The organism is Nocardioides agri (genome assembly GCF_013778305.1).
Lineage (GTDB): Bacteria > Actinomycetota > Actinomycetes > Propionibacteriales > Nocardioidaceae > Nocardioides > Nocardioides agri.
On the sequence record NZ_JACEIC010000002.1, the window covers coordinates 399683 to 420257 of the forward strand.

The 20575-nt window shown below is 72.0% G+C and carries 19 protein-coding genes; 5 read left to right on the top strand and 14 right to left on the bottom strand.

The features are described 5' to 3' along the window. Positions 1–50: 50 nt before the first annotated feature. Both HZF07_RS06415 and HZF07_RS06420 read right to left on the bottom strand, forming a co-directional pair. Positions 51–623, bottom strand: coding sequence for an OsmC family protein (locus tag HZF07_RS06415; RefSeq protein WP_157340289.1), 573 nt, complete (start codon positions 621–623; stop codon positions 51–53). Positions 624–672: 49 nt separating this feature from the next. After that, positions 673–1092 carry a MaoC family dehydratase gene (locus HZF07_RS06420; RefSeq protein ID WP_198346339.1) on the bottom strand — a complete coding sequence of 140 codons (420 nt, stop codon included), beginning with the start codon at positions 1090–1092 and terminating at the stop codon, positions 673–675. A gap of 120 nt (positions 1093–1212) precedes the next feature. Between HZF07_RS06420 and HZF07_RS06425 the strand changes: the two genes are divergently transcribed. Continuing rightward, positions 1213–2340, top strand: a complete 1128-nt coding sequence (locus HZF07_RS06425) for a glycosyltransferase (RefSeq protein ID WP_157340293.1) — start codon at positions 1213–1215, stop codon at positions 2338–2340. A gap of 278 nt (positions 2341–2618) precedes the next feature. On the opposite strand, the gene HZF07_RS06430 is transcribed toward HZF07_RS06425, so the two are convergent. From HZF07_RS06430 to HZF07_RS06440, 3 genes are read right to left on the bottom strand one after another with little or no spacing between them, the layout of a single operon-like run. After that, the gene (locus HZF07_RS06430) at positions 2619–3293 is read right to left on the bottom strand and encodes a response regulator (RefSeq protein WP_157340295.1); all 675 of its coding nucleotides are present in this window, start codon (positions 3291–3293) and stop codon (positions 2619–2621) included. Continuing rightward, positions 3290–4378, bottom strand: a complete 1089-nt coding sequence (locus tag HZF07_RS06435; protein WP_309504590.1) for an ATP-binding protein — start codon at positions 4376–4378, stop codon at positions 3290–3292. Before HZF07_RS06435 ends, HZF07_RS06430 begins: the two co-directional genes overlap by 4 nt. Before the next feature lie 4 nt (positions 4379–4382). After that, on the bottom strand, positions 4383–4736 hold the full coding sequence (locus HZF07_RS06440) for a hypothetical protein (RefSeq protein WP_157340297.1): 354 nt from the start codon (positions 4734–4736) through the stop codon (positions 4383–4385). Positions 4737–4858: 122 nt separating this feature from the next. On the opposite strand from HZF07_RS06440, the gene HZF07_RS06445 reads away from it, so the two are divergent. Continuing rightward, positions 4859–6748, top strand: coding sequence for an APC family permease (locus HZF07_RS06445; RefSeq protein ID WP_309504592.1), 1890 nt, complete (start codon positions 4859–4861; stop codon positions 6746–6748). Positions 6749–6768: 20 nt separating this feature from the next. Here HZF07_RS06445 and HZF07_RS24325 read toward each other — a convergent pair whose 3' ends face one another. Continuing rightward, a complete protein-coding gene (locus HZF07_RS24325; protein WP_157340298.1) occupies positions 6769–7797 on the bottom strand; it encodes a LuxR C-terminal-related transcriptional regulator in 1029 nt (342 codons plus the stop codon). A gap of 106 nt (positions 7798–7903) precedes the next feature. Between HZF07_RS24325 and HZF07_RS06455 the strand changes: the two genes are divergently transcribed. Then, positions 7904–8923 (top strand): TolB family protein, encoded by a 1020-nt coding sequence (locus tag HZF07_RS06455; RefSeq protein ID WP_157340300.1) that lies wholly within the window; start codon positions 7904–7906, stop codon positions 8921–8923. A gap of 14 nt (positions 8924–8937) precedes the next feature. Here HZF07_RS06455 and HZF07_RS06460 read toward each other — a convergent pair whose 3' ends face one another. The 4 genes from HZF07_RS06460 to rpsO all read right to left on the bottom strand — a co-directional run bounded on the left by HZF07_RS06460 (position 8938) and on the right by rpsO (position 13859). Further along, positions 8938–9468: a hypothetical protein gene (locus HZF07_RS06460; protein WP_157340302.1), complete on the bottom strand. Its 531-nt coding sequence runs from the start codon at positions 9466–9468 to the stop codon at positions 8938–8940. Between the two features lie 235 nt (positions 9469–9703). After that, positions 9704–11068, bottom strand: coding sequence for a M16 family metallopeptidase (locus HZF07_RS06465; RefSeq protein ID WP_157340304.1), 1365 nt, complete (start codon positions 11066–11068; stop codon positions 9704–9706). Positions 11069–11074: 6 nt separating this feature from the next. Further along, positions 11075–13318: a polyribonucleotide nucleotidyltransferase gene (locus HZF07_RS06470; RefSeq protein ID WP_157340306.1), complete on the bottom strand. Its 2244-nt coding sequence runs from the start codon at positions 13316–13318 to the stop codon at positions 11075–11077. A gap of 265 nt (positions 13319–13583) precedes the next feature. Then, positions 13584–13859 (bottom strand): 30S ribosomal protein S15, encoded by a 276-nt coding sequence (gene rpsO / locus HZF07_RS06475; protein ID WP_116572135.1) that lies wholly within the window; start codon positions 13857–13859, stop codon positions 13584–13586. Positions 13860–14030: 171 nt separating this feature from the next. Here rpsO and HZF07_RS06480 point away from each other — a divergent pair, with 171 nt between their 5' ends. After that, positions 14031–14729, top strand: coding sequence for a L,D-transpeptidase family protein (locus tag HZF07_RS06480; RefSeq protein WP_309504596.1), 699 nt, complete (start codon positions 14031–14033; stop codon positions 14727–14729). 23 nt (positions 14730–14752) lie between these two features. Here the strand turns inward: HZF07_RS06480 and HZF07_RS06485 are convergent, their stop codons facing one another. The 3 genes from HZF07_RS06485 to HZF07_RS06495 form a co-directional block, all read right to left on the bottom strand. After that, a complete protein-coding gene (locus tag HZF07_RS06485; protein WP_157340308.1) occupies positions 14753–14998 on the bottom strand; it encodes a DUF6458 family protein in 246 nt (81 codons plus the stop codon). Between the two features lie 74 nt (positions 14999–15072). Next, on the bottom strand, positions 15073–16254 hold the full coding sequence (locus HZF07_RS06490; protein WP_157340310.1) for a sulfite oxidase: 1182 nt from the start codon (positions 16252–16254) through the stop codon (positions 15073–15075). Positions 16255–16286: 32 nt separating this feature from the next. Next, a complete protein-coding gene (locus tag HZF07_RS06495; protein ID WP_157340312.1) occupies positions 16287–16850 on the bottom strand; it encodes an RNA polymerase sigma factor in 564 nt (187 codons plus the stop codon). Positions 16851–17865: 1015 nt separating this feature from the next. On the opposite strand from HZF07_RS06495, the gene HZF07_RS06500 reads away from it, so the two are divergent. Then, positions 17866–18231 carry a hypothetical protein gene (locus HZF07_RS06500; RefSeq protein WP_157340314.1) on the top strand — a complete coding sequence of 122 codons (366 nt, stop codon included), beginning with the start codon at positions 17866–17868 and terminating at the stop codon, positions 18229–18231. Between the two features lie 90 nt (positions 18232–18321). Here the strand turns inward: HZF07_RS06500 and HZF07_RS06505 are convergent, their stop codons facing one another. After that, the gene (locus tag HZF07_RS06505) at positions 18322–20466 is read right to left on the bottom strand and encodes an MMPL family transporter (protein WP_232523020.1); all 2145 of its coding nucleotides are present in this window, start codon (positions 20464–20466) and stop codon (positions 18322–18324) included. Positions 20467–20575 lie beyond the last annotated feature (109 nt).

Consider the following 20575-nt stretch of genomic DNA (forward strand, 5'->3'; position numbering starts at 1 on the left):
GGCCCGGCCGCCGCTCGCGCGGCGGCCGGACCTCGTGGGGTGGCGGTGGCTCACTCGACGACGACGTCGATGGCTACCGGGGTGGGGTTGGTCAGGGCGTCGTAGACCGCGGAGCGCCGACGCGACTGCTCGACGATGCCGCGCAGCGTCTCCTCGTCGGCCTCGCCCGCGATGTGGAAGGTGACACGCAGCTGCTGGTAGCCGTTGCGCACCGAGCCGTCCGAGAGCCCGAGGATGCCGAGCAGGTCGATGTCGCCCTCGACCTCCGAGCGCACGGAGGTCAGCGTCACGCCGCGGGCGGCGGCGATGTTCGCGATGCCGGCCGTCAGGCAGGCGGCGATGGCGTGCAGCAGGTACTCGACCGGGGTGGGTGCCGCGTCGGTGCCGACGAGCACCGCGGGGTGGTCGGCGTCGACGACGGTGGGCTGCGCGTGCTCGAGCTCCTGCATGGCGCCGTGGAAGCCCGAGATCGTCGTGCGGCTGTGGGTGCCGCTGACCCAGCTGTTGCTGGCGCGGAACTGGAACTTCGCGATCTCGTTCTGTCCGCGCACCGCGTCGAGGGTGGCGAACAGCGTGGCGGTGTCGACCCCGTTGCGGCTGGGGCGATCGGTGGTGGTGGTCATGATCGTGCCTTTCGGTGGGTGTTCTCGGTGGGTGTTCTTCGGTGGGTGGTCAGGAGTGGTGGGCGGCGACGACCGGGTCGCGCCAGACCACCGCGGTGCCGTCGAGCACGACGACGCCGTCCTGGTTGGTGATGCGGGTCGCGAGGGTCGTCACGGGCTTGTCGGTCCGCGACGCCAGCTCGGTGGCCGAGGCGGTGATGACGTCGCCCGGGCGGACCGGCGCGAGGAACCGCCACGACACCTCCAGGAACACGCTCCCCGGGCCGGGCAGGTCCTCGGCGACGAGGGCGTTCAGCAGGGCGGAGGTGACGCCGCCCTGGACGACGATGCCTCCGAACCGGCTCGCCGCGGCGAGCTCGGCGTCGTAGTGGAGCGGGTTCCGGTCACCGCTCATCTCCGTGAACAGCTCGATGTCACGCTCGGTGACAGTGCGGTGACGCCGGGCGGTACGCGGCTGATGAGTGGTCATGCGGAGCACCATCCACCGCCGACCTTCCCCCGACCTTCCCCGGCAAGCCAGGCACGGGAATGTCGGCGACGGCCGCTCGCACGCTGTACCGGCGATGCCCGACGTGTCACATTGATCGGCATGGCTCGGGTGCTCTTCACCTCGTGTCCTGCGTACGGGCACGCGCTGCCGCTGTTGCCCCTCATCCGGGCGGCGCAGCGTGCCGGCCACGACGTGCGGGTCACCACAGGACCGGACCTGGTCGGTCCGCTGGCCGCCCGCGGGCTGGATGTCCACGCGGTGGGGCCGACCTGGGACGCCGCCTGGTCAGCGCACGAGGCGGTGTGGGCGGCCCCCGGCGTCACCGACGAGCAGAAGATGACGGACGGCGTCGTGTCGCTGTTCGGCGCACCCGCTCTCGCCCGACTCGACGACCTCGTGGTGCTGGCCTCGTCGTGGCGACCAGACGTCGTCGTCCACGAGGTCCTCGAGGTGGCCGGATCCATGCTCGCCGCGAGGCTCGGGATCCCCGCCGTGGTGCACGGCATCGGACCGATGTTCCCGTTCTACGCCCAGCTCATCGACGCCGCGGGAGCCGCGATCGGCGCGCCCGAGCTGTGGGCGCAGCTCTCGACCGAACGGGCCCTGGACCTCTGCCCGCCGTCGTTGCAGCCCGACGGGCCACGCCCGTGGCCCGGAGCCACCGCGGTGCGACCGAGCGCCGGCGAGCCCGGACCGCTGCCATCCCGAGTGGCCGACGTCCTCGCGTCCGACCGCCCCGTCGCCTACTTCACGCTCGGCACCGTCAAGAACGCCGACACCGCCGACCTGAGAACCGGGCTCGAGGCCCTGCAGGCGTACGACGGCGTGGTGGTCGCCACCACCGGACGTCGGCTCGACCCCGACGAGCTGGGCCCGGTGCCCGCGAACGTCCTGGTCGCTGAGTTCCTTCCCCAGGCCGCTCTGCTGGAGCGGGCCGACCTGCTGGTCTCGCACAGCGGGTCGGGCACGATGCTCGGCGGCCTCGTGCACGGCGTGCCTCAGGTCGCGCTGCCGCGCGGCACCGACCAGCCGGAGAACGCCGCCCTCCTGGTCCGTGCGGGCGCGGGGCTGCTGGTCGGTCCGCAGGACTACGCGGTCGAGTCGATCGCGGCCGCCGTTGCGGCGGTGAGCCACGATCCGGCGTTCCGTGCGGCGGCCGAGCGCGTCCGCGCCGAGATCGCCGCCATGCCCGACGCCGACAGCGCGTGGGCCGAGCTCGCCGTGTGACGCGGCGCCCTTCGCCTCCCAGAAACCTCGTGAGCCGACGGAACCCATGGCGGCGGATCGGACTATTGATAGGCAGGAATGGTCGATACTGCCTGCGAGGCGGGCTGAGGCCAACACGGGACGCACTCCCTGGCACGGCCCGCGCACCCGCTCATGCGGAGGTGCGGATACGAGCCGCGGGACGTCATACGGACGGTGTGTCCGCTTCCACCGTCCGTATGACATCTCGTCGCACTCCAGGCCAACTGCCCGACGTCACAGGCGACGCACGGGACGGGTCAGGGCTGGAACCGGTAGCCCATCCCCGGCTCGTTGAGCAGGTACGACGGCCGCGCCGGGTCGTCCTCGAGCTTCTTGCGCAGCTGGGCCATGTAGAGGCGCAGGTTGCCGCGCGCGGTCTCGTACCCCGGCCCCCAGACCTCGAGCAGCAGCTGCTTCTGGCTGAGCAGCCGGCCCGGGTTGCGGACCAGCACCTCGAGCAGGTGCCACTCCGTCGGGGTCAGTCGCACGTCCGCGCCCGCGCGGGTGACCCGGCGGGCTGCCAGGTCCACCGAGACCGTCCCGAAGGACACCACTGGCTGCTCGTCCTTCGCGCCGGCGCGGCGGAGCATCGCGCGCAGTCGCGCCAGCAGCTCGTCCATCCCGAACGGCTTGGTCACGTAGTCGTCAGCGCCGGCGTCGAGGGCCTCCACCTTGTCGGAGGAGTCGGTGCGCCCGGTCAGCACCAGGATCGGGACGTCGGTCCACCCGCGCAGCCCGGCGACCACCTCGGTGCCCTCCATGTCGGGGAGGCCGAGGTCGAGGATCACCAGGTCCGGCGGATGCGCCGCCGCCACCGTGAGGGCGTCGCTGCCGGAGGACGCCGTGTGCACCTGGTAGTGCCGCGCCTCGAGGTTGATGCTGAGTGCGCGCAGCAGCTGGGGCTCGTCGTCGACGACGAGGACGGTCGTCATGGCGCGGACCCCGACCGCTCGCGGTGCCCGGGCTCGGCGGCGGGCTCCCGCGCGATACGGAGCGTCAGCACCAGGGTCAGGCCGCCACCCGGCGTCTCCTCCGGCTCCAGGGTTCCGCCCATCGCCTCGGTCAGGCCGCGGGACAGCGCCAGGCCGAGTCCGACCCCGGTCGTGTTGTCGGTGTCCCCCAGCCGCTGGAACGGGAGGAAGACCCGGTCCCGGTCCGCGGACGGGATGCCGGGGCCGTGGTCGACGACGCGGACCTCGAGCGTCTCGTCCTTGACGACAGCGACCACGTGGACCGGCCGACCTGGCGGTGAGTAGCGCACCGCGTTCGTCAGCAGGTTCGCGAACACTCGCTCCAGGAGGCCGCCGTCGGCGTGGATCGAGGGCAGGTCCTCGGCCAGTACGACGTCCACCCGCGCGGCACCGTCGCCGAGGTCGTCGAGGCTTCGCGCGACCACCTCGTCGAGCGCTGTCGGGCTCAGCCGCAGCGTCAGCGCCCCCGCGTTCAGACGACTCATGTCGAGCAGGTTGTCGACCAGCTCGGCGAGACGGTCGAGCGACTCGTCGGCGACCTCGACCAGCTCCACGCGGTCGCCCGGTGAGAGGTCCTGGTCGACGCTGCGCAGTCCCGACACCGACGCCTTGGCGGCGGCGAGCGGCGTGCGCAGGTCGTGTCCGACGGCCGCGAGCAGCGCGGTACGCATCTCGTTCCCGGCCGCGAGCGCGCGCGCCTCGGCCTCCGCCTCCGCCGCTTGCCGCGTACGCCGCGCAGCCAGGTCGACCGCATAGCTCACCAGCACCGCCACGGTCACGAACACCACCAGGGCGATCGCGTTGTTGGCATCCGAGATCGCCAGCGTGTGCAACGGCGGGGTGAAGAAGTAGTTGAGCAGCGCGGTGGACACGACGGCGGCGACGACGGTCGACACCATGCCGCCGACATAGCCGACGACCACGGTGACCAGGAGGAACAGCAGCATGTCGCTGACCAGGTTGACCTGGTCGCGGAGCGGGACCAGGACCATGGTGAGCAGCACCGGCAGGCCGACGGCCAGCAGGATGCCGCGGAGAGTGCGCACCTGCCTAGTCTGCCGGGGCACCGCGCACCGCTGCTCTCGGGACCAGGCACGCCGTGACCAGGGTCGCCGTCACGAAGAGCCCGAGCCGGACCACGTCGCCGTCGGCGAAGGTGAGCACGCCGTAGCGGTTCTCGACGAATCCGGTGAAGAACGCCCAGGCGATCACCGCCAGCGCCGTCAGCGCCGCCTGCCCCAGCCGGCGGCCGACGAGGGCGGTCGTCAGCACCAGCGCGGCGCCGGCGGCCGTCCTTCCGAGTCCGGCCGCGCCGGTCAGCACCAAGGATCCGATCTCAGCACCGGCCGTCAGTCCGAACCGGACTCCGGCTTCATCCACCATCCGTGGCGTGCGGGTCTCCATGAGGCCATCGAACCGCCGACCGAGCCCGGGATGCAGCGTCCTCACACAGTCCTAACGCGCCATCCTGTTAGGGCTCTGTTAGGTCCGGCCGGACCGGCTCCCCTCGGTGCTTCGCTGACGGTGTGACCGCACTGCCAAGCACCCTGCCCCGCACCGACATCCAGCCGCACGACGTACGCCGGCACCCCTGGTGGAAGGTGATGTGCCTGACGGGCGTCGACTACTTCTCCACCCTCGGCTACCAGCCGGGCATCGCCGCGCTCGCAGCCGGCGCGGTCGCGCCCGTCGCCACCGTCGTCCTCGTGCTGCTGACGCTCCTCGGAGCGCTGCCGGTCTACCGCCGGGTCGCCGCGGAGAGCCCGCACGGCCAGGGCTCGATCTCGATGCTGGAGCGGCTGCTGCCGTTCTGGCGGGGCAAGCTGTTCGTCCTGGTGCTCCTCGGCTTCGCCGCCACGGACTTCATGATCACCATCACCCTCTCCGCCGCCGACGCGAGCGCACACGTGACGGAGAACCCGCACGTGCCGGGATTCCTGCACGGGCACGAGGTCGCGCTCACCCTCGGCCTCATTGCCGTCCTCGGTGCCGTGTTCCTGCGCGGCTTCACGGAGGCGATCGGCGTGGCCGTCGTCCTGGTCGTGACCTACCTGTTCCTCAACTTCGTGGTCATCGCGGTGTCGGCGGCGCACGTGCTCGAGCACCCCCACGTCGTGGGTGACTGGATGAACCTGCTCCGCGCCGAGCACGGCAGCGCGCTGGCGGTCGTCGGGGTGGCCCTGCTGGTCTTCCCCAAGCTCGCGCTCGGCCTCTCCGGCTTCGAGACCGGTGTCGCCGTGATGACGCACGTCGAGGGAGACCCGACCGACACCGAGGAGCGACCCACCGGCCGGATCCGCAACACCAAGCGGCTGCTCGTCAGCGCCGCCGTCATCATGAGCGTCTACCTGATCGCCAGCAGCCTGGTGACCACCTTGCTGATCCCGCCGAAGGAGTTCGAGGACGGAGGCGAGGCCTCCGGACGCGCCCTCGCCTACCTGGCCCACGAGTACCTCGGCGACACGTTCGGCACCGCGTACGACGTCTCCACGATCGCGATCCTCTGGTTCGCCGGGGCCTCGGCGATGGCCGGGCTGCTCAACCTGATCCCGCGCTACCTCCCCCGCTACGGGATGGCGCCGGAGTGGGCGGGGGCGGTCCGCCCGCTGGTCCTGGTGCTGACCGCCATCGCGTTCGGGATCACCTGGGTGTTCCAGGCCGACGTGAACGCCCAGGGCGGCGCGTACGCCACCGGCGTCCTGGTGCTGATCACGTCCGCGGCAGTCGCGGTCACCCTGGCCGCACGGAGGGCCGGGCAGCGCACGCTCGCCGTCGCCTTCGCGACGGTGTCCCTGATCTTCGTCTACACCACCGTCGTCAACGTCCTCGAGCGTCCCGACGGTCTCAAGATCGGGGCCATGTTCATCGCCGCGATCCTGGCGGTCTCCATCGCGTCCCGGCTGCTCCGAGCCTTCGAGCTGCGCACCACCCACGTGCGGCTGGACCCCACCGCGGAGCTCTTCATCCGTGACTGCGCTCGGCGCTCCATCCGGATCGTCGCCAACGAACCCGATGCCCGCGACCCGGACGAGTACCGCCGCAAGGCCGAGCAGATCCTCGACGACAACGACCTGCCGAACGCCCAGGACGTCATCTTCGTCGAGGTCACCCTCACCGACCCGTCGGACTTCGAGTCGGTGATCGAGGTGCGCGGCGAGGTACTGCACGGCATGTTCCGCGTGCTCACGCTGGAGTCGCCGACCGTGCCGAACGCACTGGCCGCCCTGCTGTTGGACATCCGCGACCGGACCGGTGCGCGGCCGCACATCTACTTCGAGTGGACCGAGGGCAGCCCGATCTCCAACCTGCTGCGGTTCCTGCTGTTCGGCGTCGGCGAGGTGGCCCCGGTCACCCGCGAGGTGCTGCGCCGTGCCGAGCCCGACCGGCGGCGCCGCCCACACGTCCACGCCGGCTAGTCCGCGCGCGACCTGCCGCGTCAGCGCACCAGCGCGAGCAGCTCGTCCCTGCCTCGGACACCGGCCTTCCGGTAGAGAGACGCCAGGTGGTCGTCGACGGTGTACGGCGAGATCCCGAGCTCCCGCGCGACCCCTCGCGACGTCCTGCCGTCCGCGAGCAGCAGCAGGACCGCCGTCTCGCGGCGGCTGAAGCCGGCCCACCGCGCGAACGCCGGAGCGACGGTCCCGACGTCTCCCGGGCGGAGCACGACGGCCGCCTCGTCGGGGTCGACCCGGCTGGTCGACGCCACCAGCCACCCGCCGTACGCCGTCCGGGCCCGCGCGACCGGGCCGGACCCGCTGCGCGGGACGCGGCGGAGCGTCGCGTCCGCGAGCTCCCACACGATCCGCATCAGGTCGTCGGCGACGGCACCGTCCTCGCCGGGGTCGGCGAGCTGCTCGAGCCACGCGCGGGCCTCGTCGCTCACGCGGGCCCGGCCGTCCCTGCTCGCCACCACGACGCCGGCCGCGCCTGCCTCCGCCGAGCTCCGCCGTACCGCGACGTGGTGGTGCCGCAGCGCGGAGGCCAACGGCTCCGACAGCTGACGGAGCTCGTCCGCGTCGTCCTCGGTGAACGGGTGGTGGCGCTCGTCGCGGAAGAGCGACAGCCCGCCCCAGTAGCCGTCCCGGTCGACCAGCACGACCCTCAGCTCCGAGCGGTAGCCGTCCGGGTGCATCAGCTCGTGCAGGCGGCGGCTGTGGTCTCCCGACCGATCCTCCGCGAGGACGCCCGCGACCTGGCGGGTGCTGACAAGACGGGCGTACGGGTTGACGTCGTCGTCCGCGACCTCGTTGCGCAGGAGCCTGAGCGAGCTGCAGGTGAGACCGTGCCGGGAGAACATGGTCGTGCGGATCCCGGAGACCGGGTCGACGGCGAAGAGGCAGTAGCCGTCGTGGCCGACCACGTCGGCCACCGCCTCGAGGGCGGCGTCGCCGAACCACCCGGCCGCCGACCGCTCCTGGCCGAGGCCGAGCAGCTTCGACCGCGCCGCGGCGACGCTCCCGCCCACCTGTCCACGGTAGGACGCGCGTCAATCCCGGATCTCCGGGATCGAGGCAGCGGCGCCGGCCCTGCCACGCTGCTCGAACCAGCCCGACGAGAGGGGTGCATGAGCGATGCGAACCGTCCGGACGCTGATCTTCTCCACGGCGGCGTTCGCCGCCCTCGTGAGCCTGTCACCGGCAGCGACGGCCGGCCAGCGTGACCATGGCAACGGTGGGCACGACGGCGTCGTCGTCTGGACGAGCCGCGCGGCGCCCGGCTCGGAGCACCTGATGATCGCCCGGCCCGACGGCGGGGACGCGCGACCGCTGACGGCACCGAGCCCCGACGTCGTCGACCTCAACGCACAGGTCTCTCCCGACGGAGAGTGGATCGCCTACGAACGCAACCACCCGGAGTCGACGGAGGTCCGGCTGGTCCGGCCGGACGGCTCCGACGACCACCCGCTGGACGCTCCGTGCGTCGACCCCTGCGTGGCCCTGGCGCTGCCCACCTGGCTATCGGCGGACCGGCTCGCGTACTCGGCGATCAGCGGCCCCTTCACCGAACGGCCCGCCAGCGTCGTGCTCTGGACGACTCGCACTGACGGGACGCACCTGCGCCGGCTCTCCCCGGCGGGCAGCGAAGGCGTCTTCGAGGACGAGGGCGCCCGGCTCTCCGCTGACGGCAGCTTCCTCGTGCTCCGCCGGGTCAAGATCAGCGACGACACGAGCGCGCTGTTCCGGCTGGACGGTCGTGGCCTGCACCGGCTCACGCCGTGGGAGCTCCGCGCCGAGATCTACGACCTCTCCACCGCCGCGCACGGCCCGACCGCGGACCTGGTCGTCTTCGAGAGCTACGCCCGGGGCACGGCCGAGGACTCGTTCGTGGACCTGGCGACCGTGCCTGCCGACTGCCGCGGCCCCCGGGACTGCGCCCGCGCCATCGTCTGGATCACGGACAACGGGTCGACCGGCCGCCGGAACGCCAATCCGCAATGGTCGCCCGACGGGCGCAGCCTGGTCTTCACCGACCGTTCGAGCTTCGCGGAGCCCAACGCCGAGATCTGGACGATGAGGTACGGCGGACACCACCGCCAGCAGGTCTCGACGTACCCCGGCTTCGACTACCGGCCGGCCTGGGGCGTCGGCTGAGGCACCGGCGGCGCCTATGCCTTCCTCGTCGCCTTCCTCGCCGCCTTCCTGGCCGGCGTCGCCCGATTGGTCGCAGCCGCGCGCTTCGTGGGCGACTTCTTCGCGGGCGACGCCTTCCTGGCGGGCTGCTTCCGGGCGGAGGTCGTTCTGGCCGAGGTCGCCTTCTTCGCCGGAGCCACCGGCTCGCTGGCGGCCGCCGCCGTCTTGGCCGCCTCCAGCGATGCCAGGGACTTCGCCAGCTTCGCCTGGCGCTTGTCGCGCACGGCGAGGTGCTCGGCGAGCTCGTTCTCCGCGTCGTCGCGGTCCGTCTCAGCCTCGCGGGCCAGCTTCGCGGTGCGCTTGGCCTCCTTCGCCAGCCGGTCGGCACGCTTCTGCGCGAGCTTCAGGGCGGCCTTGACCCGCCGGCGCTCACGGTCCGCGCTCTTGTAGGCCGCCGACGACGCGTCGAAGCGCGTCTGCGCGAGATCCAGCGCCCCGGCCGCCTGATCGAGCTTCTCCTGCTGGCTGCTCACGCGCTGCTGCAACAACTCCAGGTCATCGGACAAGTGGCGGCCCTCCCGAGGTCGACGTCGTTCCCGGCGAGGTACCCAGCCGCCTGGAGAAACATCCGGCGACCACTCGCGACGGGGCGCAGTCACGAGGCGGCGCACCCCCGAGCGGGGCGGCCCTCACCCCTTGATGAGACCGCGGATCCCTGGGCGAGCTCGGCGAGGGAGGCGCGGCTCCACCGTCATCCCTTGATGAAACGCCCCCCGGGGCGTCCCGGAGCGACCGGGCCGGTCAGGCGGGACCGACGACCGCCAGCACCTCGGGCCGCGAGAGGATGTCGGCGGCGACGGCGCGCACCTCGTCGAGCGTGACGCCGTCGATGCGCGCGATCACCTCCTCGATGCTGAGCAGCTCGTCGTGGATGAGCTCGGCCTTGCCGATGCGCGACATCCGAGAGGCGGTGTCCTCGAGGCCGAGCACCAGCCCGCCGCGGAGCTGGCCCTTGCCGCGAGCGAGCTCCTCGGGAGTGATGCCGTCCTGCGCGACCTTCGCGAGCTCCTCGCGCACGACCGCGAGCACCTCGTCGAGGCGGTTGGGCAGGCAGCCCACGGAGACCCCGACCAGGCCGGTGTCGGCGTGGTGGGAGGAGAACGAGAAGACCGAGTACGCCAGGCCGCGGTGCTCGCGCACCTCCTGGAAGAGGCGCGAGGACGTGCCGCCACCGAGCGCGGTGTTGAGCACGCCGAGGGCGAAGCGGCGGTCGTCGTCGCGGCGCAGCCCCTCCATGCCGAGCACGAGGTTGACCTGCTCGAAGGGGCGAGTCGCCTCGATCACCCCGGGCACGACCCGCTTGCGGCTGCCGCGCCGCGGCGCGACGGGCGCCTCCTCGACGTCGAGCCAGCCGTTGCGGCCGAAGGCGGCGCGCACCTGGCGCACCAGCGTCGCGTGGTCGACGTTGCCGGCCGCGGCCACGACGACGTTGGCGGGCCGGTAGTGCCGCTGGTAGAAGCGCCGGATCTGCGTGCGCGTGAGCGCCTGGATCGAGCCGACGGTGCCGGCGATCGGGCGGCCCAGCGGGGTGTCGCCCCACGCCTGCTCGGCGAACAGGTTGTGCACGACGTCATCAGGGTCGTCGTCGTGCATCGCGATCTCGTCGAGGATCACGTCTCGCTCGGCCTCGACGTCAGCCGGCTCGAGCGTGGAGCTCGTGATCATGTCGCCGAGCACGTCGACAGCCAGCGCCAGGTCCTCGTCGAGGACCCGCGCGTGGAAGCAGGTGTACTCCTTGGCCGTGAAGGCGTTGAACTCCCCGCCCACGGCGTCGAGCGCCACCGAGATGTCGAGCGCGGAGCGCTCGGGCGTGCCCTTGAAGAGCAGGTGCTCGAGGAAGTGCGAGCAGCCGTGCAGCGAGGGCGACTCGTCGCGCGAGCCGACGCCGACCCACACGCCGATCGCGGCGGACCGCACGCCCGCCTGCTGCTCGCTGATGATGCGCAGCCCGCTCGGCAGCGTCGTACGACGCACGCGCGACGTCACCTGGCCACCGGCATCGGTCACGGTGTGCAGCGTGCGGGTGCTGCCGCTCTTCTTCGGGGAAACGGCCGACCGGCCAGCAGCGGACTGCTGGCCGGTCGCCGTGGTGCCTCGTGCTGCCAAGGAGGGTCAGTCCTCCTCGGACGCCTCGGCGTCGCTGGCCTCAGCGGCGCCGTCCTGGGAGTCCTCGACCACCGGGACGAGCGACAGCTTGCCGCGGTCGTCGATCTCGCCGATCTCGACCTGGACCTTCTGGCCGACCGAGAGCACGTCCTCGACGGCCTCGACCCGCTTGCCGCCGGCCAGCGCACGGAGCTTGCTGATGTGCAGCAGCCCGTCCTTGCCCGGCATCAGCGAGACGAACGCACCGAAGTTCGTCGTCTTCACGACCGTGCCGAGGTAGCGCTCGCCGACCTCCGGCATGGTCGGGTTCGCGATCGCGTTGATCGCGGACCGGGCGGCGTCGGCCGCCTCGCCGTTGGTCGCACCGATGTAGATCGTGCCGTCGTCCTCGATCGAGATCGACGCACCGGTGTCGTCCTGGATCTGGTTGATGACCTTGCCCTTCGGGCCGATGACCTCGCCGATCTTGTCCACGGGGATCTTGATCGTGATGATCCGCGGGGCGTGGACCGACATCTCCTCGGGCTCGTCGATGGCCTCGGCCATCACGTCGAGGATCGTCATCCGGGCGTCCTTGGCCTGGGTCAGCGCCGCGGCGAGGACCTCGGCCGGGATGCCGTCGAGCTTGGTGTCGAGCTGGAGCGCGGTGACGAACTCCCGGGTGCCGGCGACCTTGAAGTCCATGTCGCCGAACGCGTCCTCGGCACCGAGGATGTCGGTGAGCGCGACGTACTGCGTCTCACCGTCGATCTCGCCGGAGACCAGGCCCATCGCGATGCCCGCGACGGACGCCTTCAGCGGCACGCCCGCCTGCAGCATCGCCAGCGTGGACGCGCAGACCGAGCCCATCGAGGTCGAGCCGTTGGAGCCCATCGCCTCGGACAGCTGGCGGATCGCGTAGGGGAACTCCTCGCGGTCCGGCAGCACCGGCAGCAGCGCACGGCGCGCGAGCGCACCGTGGCCGACCTCGCGACGCTTCGGGGAGCCGACGCGACCGGTCTCGCCGGTCGAGAACGGCGGGAAGACGTACTTGTGCATGTAGCGGCGGTGCTTCTCCGGGGAGAGCGTGTCGAGCTGCTGCTCCATCTTGAGCATGTCCAGCGTGGTGACGCCCAGGATCTGGGTCTCGCCGCGCTCGAACAGCGCCGAGCCGTGGACGCGCGGGATCACGCCGACCTCGGCGTGCAGCGGCCGGATGTCGGCGAGGCCACGACCGTCGATGCGGACCTTGTCGCGCAGGATGCTCTCGCGCACGACCGCCTTGTTGACGGAGCGGAACGCCGCGCCGATCTCCTTCTCGCGGCCCTCGAACTGCTCCGCGAACTGCGCCAGGACCTGGTCCTTGAGCTCGTCGGTGCGGTCGTTGCGCTCGGTCTTGTCGGCGATCTTCATCGCGGCGGCGAGGTCGGCCTTGACGGCGGACTCGACGGCGGCGAAGACGTCGTCCTCGTAGTCGAGGAAGACCGGGAACTCCTGCAGCGGCTTCGCGGCGACGTTGGCCAGCTCGACCTGCGCCTCGCACAGCTGCTTGATGAACGGCTTGGCCGCGTCGAGACCGCCGGCGACGACCTCCTCGGTCGGGGCCTGCACGCCGCTCTGGACCTTGGCCCAGGACGTCTCGGTGGCCTCGGCCTCGACCATCATGATCGCGACGTCACCGGTCTCGGTGACCCGGCCGGCCACCACCATGTCGAAGACGGCGTCCTCGATCTGGCTGTGGGTCGGGAAGGCGACCCACTGGCCCTCGATGAGGGCGACGCGGACGCCACCGACCGGGCCGGAGAACGGCAGGCCGGACAGCTGGGTGGACAGCGACGCGGCGTTGATCGCGAGCACGTCGTAGGGGTGGTCCGGGTTGAGCGCCATCACGGTGATGACGACCTGGACCTCGTTGCGCAGACCCTTCTTGAAGGTCGGGCGCAGCGGGCGGTCGATCAGGCGGCAGGCGAGGATCGCGTCCTCGCCCGGCCGGCCCTCGGACCGGAAGAAGGAGCCGGGGATCTTGCCGGCGGCGTACATCCGCTCCTCGACGTCGATCGTGAGGGGGAAGAAGTCGAAGTGGTCCTTGGGGTGCTTGCCGGCCGTGGTGGCCGACAGCAGCATCGTGTCGTCGTCGAGGTACGCCGTGACGGCACCGGCCGCCTGGCGGGCCAGCAGGCCCGTCTCGAACTTCACGGTGCGCTGGCCGAACTTGCCGTTGTCCAGCACCGTCTCGACGGCAGAGATCACGGGCTCGGTGGATTCAGTCAAGGGTCGTTCCCTGTTCTGTTCACGAAGCGATCCGCGGCGTCCCGCTCACAGCCCACGTGGAGGGCGTGAAGGCCGGTCTTCGATCGAGGCCCACGCTGTCACCAGCGGGAGCCACTACCGAGGACCGGGACGAAACGATGCGGTCGCTCCTGGTGTGTGGATATGCAGTTGTGGCTGACCCCGAGCCTAGCGGCGCGAAGGGTCCAGATGTGAGTCGGAGCGGCTGCCCACGCGGGGCAGCCGCTCCGCCCCTATGACGTGGAGATCAGCGACGCAGGCCGAGACGCTCGACGATCGAGCGGTAGCGCTCGATCTCCGTCTTCTGCAGGTAGTTGAGCAGACGACGGCGCTGGCCGACGAGCAGCAGCAGGCCACGACGGCTGTGGTGGTCGTGCTTGTGCTGCTTGAGGTGCTCCGTGAGGTGGCTGATGCGGTGGCTGAGCAGCGCGATCTGCACCTCTGGCGAGCCGGTGTCGCCCTCGGTCGTGGCGTACTCGGCGATGATCTTCTTCTTGGTCTCCGCGTCGGTACCGATCGACATGCGGGCTCCCTTCCGGCCCTCGCGGGCTCAGTCGTTGCGCGGCGCGCCCGGGCCTGTTCACCGGGGCACTCTTTTTCCGCGGCCGTTGGACGGCGTGCTGCCCGTGGGGCAACCTGAGAACTCTAGCGCGAGCGGGGTGGTGCGGCCGAATCCGCATGTGATGATGCGAGCGTGGTACGCCGCCTCGGAGCCGCCCTCGTCGTCGCGCTGCTGGTCAGCCTATCGCCCGTGCCCGCGGGGGCAGCCACCGCGGAGCCGCCGGCGGAGGCGCCCGCATGGGCGCGACTGGTCCCGGACGACACGACGCAGGTCGTGCGGACGGTGTCGAGCCGCGACTACTGCCGCCGGGTCTGGTGCACCGTCACCCAGGCGTGGCGCAAGGACGCCGACGGCACCTGGACCCTGGTGCGCGAGGCCCGCTCGTCGATCGGGTCGCGCGGCTGGGGCAAGCGGCGCGAGGGCGACCGCCGCTCCCCCGTCGGCGTCTACGAGATCAAGGTGACCTTCTCGACCACGCGCGACAACCCCGGCCGGATGCCCTGGCGGCGCCGGCTGCCGACGTCGAACGTCTCGGCCGCGGCCGGACCGAGCTACAACACGTGGATCGAGGTGCGCGGGGCCACCTCGGGCGACCGGCCGTCGATGCGGTCGGGCTGGGTGCTGGACTTCAACCACGTGCGCCTGCGCCCCGGGGTGGGCCCGCGTCCGGTGCCCGGGAGGGGCAGCGGGATCTTCTACCACACCTCGAAGCCCGGCCACCGCTGGGCGCCGACGGCGGGCTGCACCCAGGTGGGCGACCCGCAGGAGATGCGGTGGCTGCTGCGGTGGCTGCGCCCCGAGGCGCAGCCCCGCGTCGTGCAGGGACGCTGATCCGCGCCGTACCTCAGTGAGCCTCAGACGGCGGGCGGTACGTCGTCGCGGCGCTCGGTGACGGTCCGCGAGCCGTCCGCGTGGGTGGTCACCGCCGCCGACCGGCGGCCGCGCGCCGTCGTCGCCGCGGTGAGCACGATCACCAGGATCCCGGCCGCGGCCAGGATGTAGCCGACCATCGTCAGGTCGACGCCGTTGAGCGAGTCGGTGACCGCGAATGCCAGGATCAGGCCGATCGCCAGCAGGAAGACACCAAGTCCGTAGCCCATTGCTCATTCCCTCTCATCCCGCCCCTGTTGGGCGTCCAGACGGAGGTTCTCCACCACGCGCGGGCTCGAAACCCTCAGACGACGGTGACGGGGTGCTTCACGACCGCGTCGAAGAAGTAGCCGTTGGGGTTGAACGGGGTGAGCGCGGGCTGGGTCCGTCCCGACCGGTCGGTCGCGCGGGCGAGCAGCTCGTAGGAGCCGGCCTCGGGCCGCGACCAGGTCCACGACCACTGGCTCCAGCCCCGGTCGCGGCCCCGCCTGACCCGGGCGGGCGCCCACGTGTCGCCGCCGTCGACACTGACCTCGACCCGCTCGATCGGGCCGGCGCCGCTCCAGGACCGGCCGGTCAGCTCGATCCGCCTGCGCCGCTCGAGCTGGGCGCCCCACGGCAGCTCCCACGCGGAGCGCACGGGGTTCTCGGCGAGCGGGACGCCGTCGATCGTGTACCACTTCGTGTTCCACGGGGAGGTGAGCTCGGTGGTGGAGACCTCGAGCGAGCCGAGCCACTTGATGCTCGCGACGCCGACCCAGCCGGGCAGCACCAACCGGAGCGGGTAGCCGTGGTCGGGCAGCAGCGGCTCGCCGTTGGCGCCCCAGGCGAGCAGCGCGTCGTCGAGCGCCTTGCCGATCGGGAACGGCCGACGGATCGCGCCGTAGTCGACCCCGCCGGTCACGTAGTCGGCGTCGAGGCCGGTGGCCTGGACCGACATCGCGGCGGGGTCGAGGCCGACGTGGCGCAGCACGTCGCGCAGCCGGACCCCCTCCCACGCGACCGCGCCGACCGCGCCGAGCCGCCACGCGGTGCCGCTCGCCGGCGTGCCCTGCTGGGTCGCGAAGAAGCTGCGGCCGTTGCCGGTGCACTCGTGGGTGGTGACGATCGTCGTGCGGGGCAGCCGCTTGAGGTCCCGCAGCGACAGGCGGAGCGGGGCGTCCGCAGCGCGCGGGTGACGCAGCCCGTCGCCGTACAGGGCGAGCGAGTACGTCGTGGCGTCGATCGTGGGCGTCGCGGTGTGGTTGCGGACGAAGAGCCGGCTCTGCGGCGTGAGGTACCGCCGCGGGTCCACCGACTCCCAGCGCATCTCGGCGTTGGTGCCGAAGTCGACGAACTGGTCGGCGGGCAGCGGCTTGAGGATCGCCGGCGCGCCGGCGAGGGCGCGGCCGAGCGGCGCGAGCGCGTGGGTGGCGAGCGCCCCGCCGATGACGGCGGCGGAGCGGAGCAGCGTGCGGCGGGACGTGGCCCGGGTCGTGACCTCCATATTGGGACACTAACAGGACTGAATTACTCCTGTTAAGAACCCAGCCGCGTGTCCCCCAGCTCAGCCCGGAGGCGGTTGAGTGCCCGGTGCCGCGCCACCCGCACCGCGGTCGGGGACATGTCGAGGACCCGCGCGGTCGCGGCGACGTCGAGGCCGACCACCTCCAGGCAGGCGATCACCTCGGCCTCCCGCGGGCTGAGGCGCGACAGCAGCCGCCGCGTCTCCGCCTGGCCGACGACGTCGCCCTCGGGCGAGCCGACGACGCCCCAGGACGGGTCGGCCGGATCCGGCTCACGCGCGTCGGTACGCCGTCGCTGGGCCGTGCGCCGGCGGTTGTTGAGCGTGAAGCGCGCGATCGTGAAGAGCCAGCCGGCGAAGTCGTCGTCGGAGCCGGAGAACTCCCCGATCTTCTGCGCGGCGGTCAGCCATGCCTCCGAGGCGACGTCCTCCGGGCTGGCCGAGGGATCGCCGGACGGGAGCGACGCCAGCCAGACCTGGAGCCGCCGGGCGTGGCGGGCGTAGAGCTCGCCCCAGGCGTCCTCGTCACCGGCGCGCGCCGCAGCCACGAGCGGACCGTCCTGGTCGCCTCGCGGCATCGCACACCCCCCTCCCGGATGCCGAGAACGTCTCACATGAAACCCGATGTAACACATCCGGTGGCGCGCGACATGTCTTCGATGTGCGAACCCGTCCTACCCGCGCCGACGTCCGGCACGCGCTGCGTGCCTCCGTCGACGAACGCCTGAGCGACGACGATCTCGTCGCCCGGCTCGCGGCGACGGCACGCACGGCGCCGGAGCCGGCCTCGCGGCCGGCGCGTCGGCGGGTGCTCATGCCTGCGATCGTGCTCGCCGCCGTCAGCGTGGTGGGTGGAGTCGGCGTCTCGTACGCCGCGGGCGTCGTGCATCCGCCGGCCTGGCTCCCCGTACCGGCGTGGGTGCCGGACCGGACACCGGCACCCACGCCGACCCCACCCACGCAGCAACCCACGCAGCAACCCACGCGCCAGCCGTCGAACCTGCCGTCGCCTGCCGCCCCCGGCTCGACGCGCGCGCCGCAGCCGCTGGCGCCGTCGCAGCTGCCGACCCCGGACGAGGGTGATCAGACCGCCACCCCGCCGGGTCAGACCAGGACCCCACACGGCCAGACCGCCACCCCGCCGGGTCAGACCAGGACCCCGCACGGCCAGACGGCCACCCCGCCGGGTCAGACCAGGACGCCGCACGGCCAGACCGCGACCCCGCCGAGCCAGTCGAAGACCCCGCCGGGGCAGACCGCGACCCCGCCGGGCCAGTCGAAGACCCCGCCGGGGCAGGCGCACACGCCTCCTGGTCACACCCGCACACCGCCAGGGCAGGCGCTGACGCCCTCCCTCGCGCCGACACCGAGCACGCCCGCACTGGGCGTCTCCGAGGACAACCCGGGCCAGGGTCACGGCCCGGGCGACAACCCGGGCAGGGGGCAAGGTCGGCCAACCGAGCCCCCTGCACCGGGAATCCAGTCGGAAGCGGTGTAACACCCCGTCCGGCTCGCGACATGAACGACTGAGGACAGGGGCGGACCAGCCGCCCCCGCGATCAAGGAGTTGAGACTCGAATGCACCGCATCCGCATGACGACCGCCGCGATTCTCTCGACGGCCGCCCTGACCGTGGCCGGCGCGCCCGCCGTGGCGTCTGCCGCTGCTCCGGAGAAGGAGCCGTGCGCGAAGGAGACCACTCAGGTCGCGAAGGCGCAGGACGCGCTCGACCGCGTCACCGCGGTCTTCGCCAAGCAGCAGGAGCGCGTGGCCGAGGCCCGCGCGGAGGTGAAGCACGCTGACAGCCGCTCTGACCGGGCCGAGGCGATCGCCGCTCTCAAGGCGGCGAAGGTGAAGAAGGAGCACGTCGCCAAGGCGAAGAAGGCGCAGCAGCAGCGCCTCGCCAAGGCCACCGAGCGCCTGGCCACTTGTGAGGCTGGGGGGACGACCGCGTCCTGATCCGCGGTCGTTTGTAGACGCACCTACCCGGCGCCCTAACCTGTCCCCCAGGCGCCGGGTAGGTGTGTCTTTTCACGTGAGGACCCTGGTTCAGGCCGACACCGCCGCGTATCCCTGCTCCGGCTCGACCACCCGCTGGCCCGTGGGCCGCGGCGGCCGCCAGGGCCACCAGACCCGGTCGCCGAGCAGCACCAGGATCGCCGGCAGCATCACCAGGCGGATCAGCGTCGCGTCGATGAGGATCGCCGCCGACAGCCCGACGCCCATCATCTTCATCTCCATCATCGAGAGCGTTGCGAAGATCGCGAAGACCGACACCATCACCGCTGCGGCGCTGGTGACCACGCCCGCGGTGTCGGCGACTCCCTGCCGCACCGCCAGCCGGGTCGGCAGGCCGCTCTCGACGTGCTCGCGGATCCTGCTGAGCACGAACACGTGGTAGTCCATCGAGAGCCCGACGAGCACCACGAGCACGAACAGCGGGATCCAGTTGATGACGAACCCGGGGCTGGTGAAGTCCAAGGTGCCGGAGAACCAGCCCTGCTGGAAGACCAGCACGATCATCCCGAAGGCCGCGCCCACCGAGGCCAGGTTCAGCACCGTCGACACGATCGCCAGCGGGACGCTGCGGAACGTGAGCACCATGATCAGCATGGTGAGCAGCAGCACGAACCCGATGACCATCGCGAGCCGGCCCTGCTGCTTGTGGGAGAAGTCGACGTCCTCGGCGGCGCCGCCACCGACCACGTGCTCCGTGCCGTCCGGCAGGTCGCCCAGGCTGGCGGGCACCAGGTCGGCGCGCATCTCCTCGACGGCGGCAGGCACCCGGTCGTCGGTCTCGTCGTAGGGCATCCCCAGGGTGAGGACCGAGGTCCGCCCGTCGTCGGAGACCTCGACGCCGCCAGACGCGGCCACGAAGTCGCCGGTCGCTGCAGCCCGGTCGGCGAGGTCCTCGAGGGCGGCCCCGACCTGCTGCCGGTCGCCCGCGTCGGCGCGCACCACGACCCGGGCGGACGCGCCGGCGTCGGCGGGGAAGTCGGCGCTGATCGCCTTGATCGTCTGGACCTCCGGGATCGTCTGCGGCAGCGTGTCGAGGGTCGCTGAGTGCGTCTTCATCGTGAGCGCCGGGATCGCGAGGCCGATGATGACCACCGACGCGGCGAGCAGGGCGGCCAGCGGGTGCCGGATGACCGGCCCGAGCAGGCGGCTGCTGATCCCGCCGCGACCGATCCGGCGGTTGAGCCGCCACAGCAGCGGCACCCGCGGCCGGTCGGACCAGCGCCCGAGCTTGACCAGCAGCGCGGGAAGCACGGTGATCGAGCCGAGCACCGCGACCGCGACGACGAGGATCGAGGCGACCGCGAGCGAGTTGAACGTGGCGTCGCCGACGAGGAACAGGCCGGCCATCGAGGCGATGACGGCGCCGCCGGAGACCAGGATCGAGTGGCCCGACGTCTGCGCGGCGATCTCGACCGCCTCCAGGGTGGTGCGCCCCTTGGCGCGCTCCTCGCGCTCGCGCTTGAGGTAGAAGAGCGAGTAGTCGACGCCGACGGCCATGCCGATCAGGACGATCATGCTCGACACCGACTCGTCCGCCGGCACCAGGTGCGACAGCGGCGCCATCAGGCCGATCGTCGCGGCCACGCTCGTCGCCGCGAGCAGCACCGGGATCCCGGCGGCGATGAGCGCACCGAAGGCGAGCAGCATCAGCACCAGCGTCACCGGAAGGCTGATCACCTCGGCCGAGGAGAGGTCCTCCCCCACCTGGTCGCTGATCGCCTCGTCCAGGGTGAGGTCGCCCGACTCGCGGATGTCGAGGCCGGGGTACGCCGCCGCGACGTCCTGGGTCGCGGCCACGAGCGGGGCCGGGTCCTCGCCGTCGACCTCGGCCGAGACGAGCAGGGCGGAGCCGTCCGCGCTCGGCTGGGGGTCGCTGACCTCGACCACGCCGTCCGCCGTACGCGCCGCGTCGACGATCGCCTGCGCGGCGGCGGCACCGTCGTCGCCGAGCGCGCCCGCGCGAGCGGTGATCAGGATGTTCTCGGTGTCGGTGGGGTCGAACCCGGCCTCGGCGACCAGCGCGTCGGCGCGGCCGGACTCCCCGACCCGGTAGTCGGCGTCCGTGGTCTCCTGCGTCGGGATCGCGATCGCGAGCCCGACGGCGAACGCCACGAACGCGACCCACGCCAGGATCGCGCTCCAGGGGTGCAGAGCGCTCCATCTGGCGGCTCTCATCGGTACTGCTGTCAGCGGGTTGCCCATGGTTCCGTCTCCTGGGGCCTCGAAGGGATCTGGTGCTTCGAGCCTTGCGTCGTACGCGCGGAAGATCACGGGCCCTGGGACC

Bases quoted from the DNA above. Each gene is read 5' to 3' on its own strand.
- HZF07_RS06500 (WP_157340314.1), top strand. From the start codon at position 17,866: ATGACGACCGCCGCGATTCTCTCGACGGCCGCCCTGACCGTGGCCGGC.
- HZF07_RS06455 (WP_157340300.1), top strand. From the start codon at position 7,904: ATGCGAACCGTCCGGACGCTGATCTTCTCCACGGCGGCGTTCGCCGCC.
- rpsO (WP_116572135.1), bottom strand. From the start codon at position 13,859: ATGTCGATCGGTACCGACGCGGAGACCAAGAAGAAGATCATCGCCGAG.
- HZF07_RS06505 (WP_232523020.1), bottom strand. From the start codon at position 20,466: ATGAGAGCCGCCAGATGGAGCGCTCTGCACCCCTGGAGCGCGATCCTG.
- HZF07_RS06420 (WP_198346339.1), bottom strand. From the start codon at position 1,092: ATGACCACTCATCAGCCGCGTACCGCCCGGCGTCACCGCACTGTCACC.
- HZF07_RS06425 (WP_157340293.1), top strand. From the start codon at position 1,213: ATGGCTCGGGTGCTCTTCACCTCGTGTCCTGCGTACGGGCACGCGCTG.
- HZF07_RS06495 (WP_157340312.1), bottom strand. From the start codon at position 16,850: ATGCCGCGAGGCGACCAGGACGGTCCGCTCGTGGCTGCGGCGCGCGCC.
- HZF07_RS06430 (WP_157340295.1), bottom strand. From the start codon at position 3,293: ATGACGACCGTCCTCGTCGTCGACGACGAGCCCCAGCTGCTGCGCGCA.
- HZF07_RS06440 (WP_157340297.1), bottom strand. From the start codon at position 4,736: ATGGAGACCCGCACGCCACGGATGGTGGATGAAGCCGGAGTCCGGTTC.
- HZF07_RS06485 (WP_157340308.1), bottom strand. From the start codon at position 14,998: ATGGGCTACGGACTTGGTGTCTTCCTGCTGGCGATCGGCCTGATCCTG.
- HZF07_RS06415 (WP_157340289.1), bottom strand. From the start codon at position 623: ATGACCACCACCACCGATCGCCCCAGCCGCAACGGGGTCGACACCGCC.
- HZF07_RS06490 (WP_157340310.1), bottom strand. From the start codon at position 16,254: ATGGAGGTCACGACCCGGGCCACGTCCCGCCGCACGCTGCTCCGCTCC.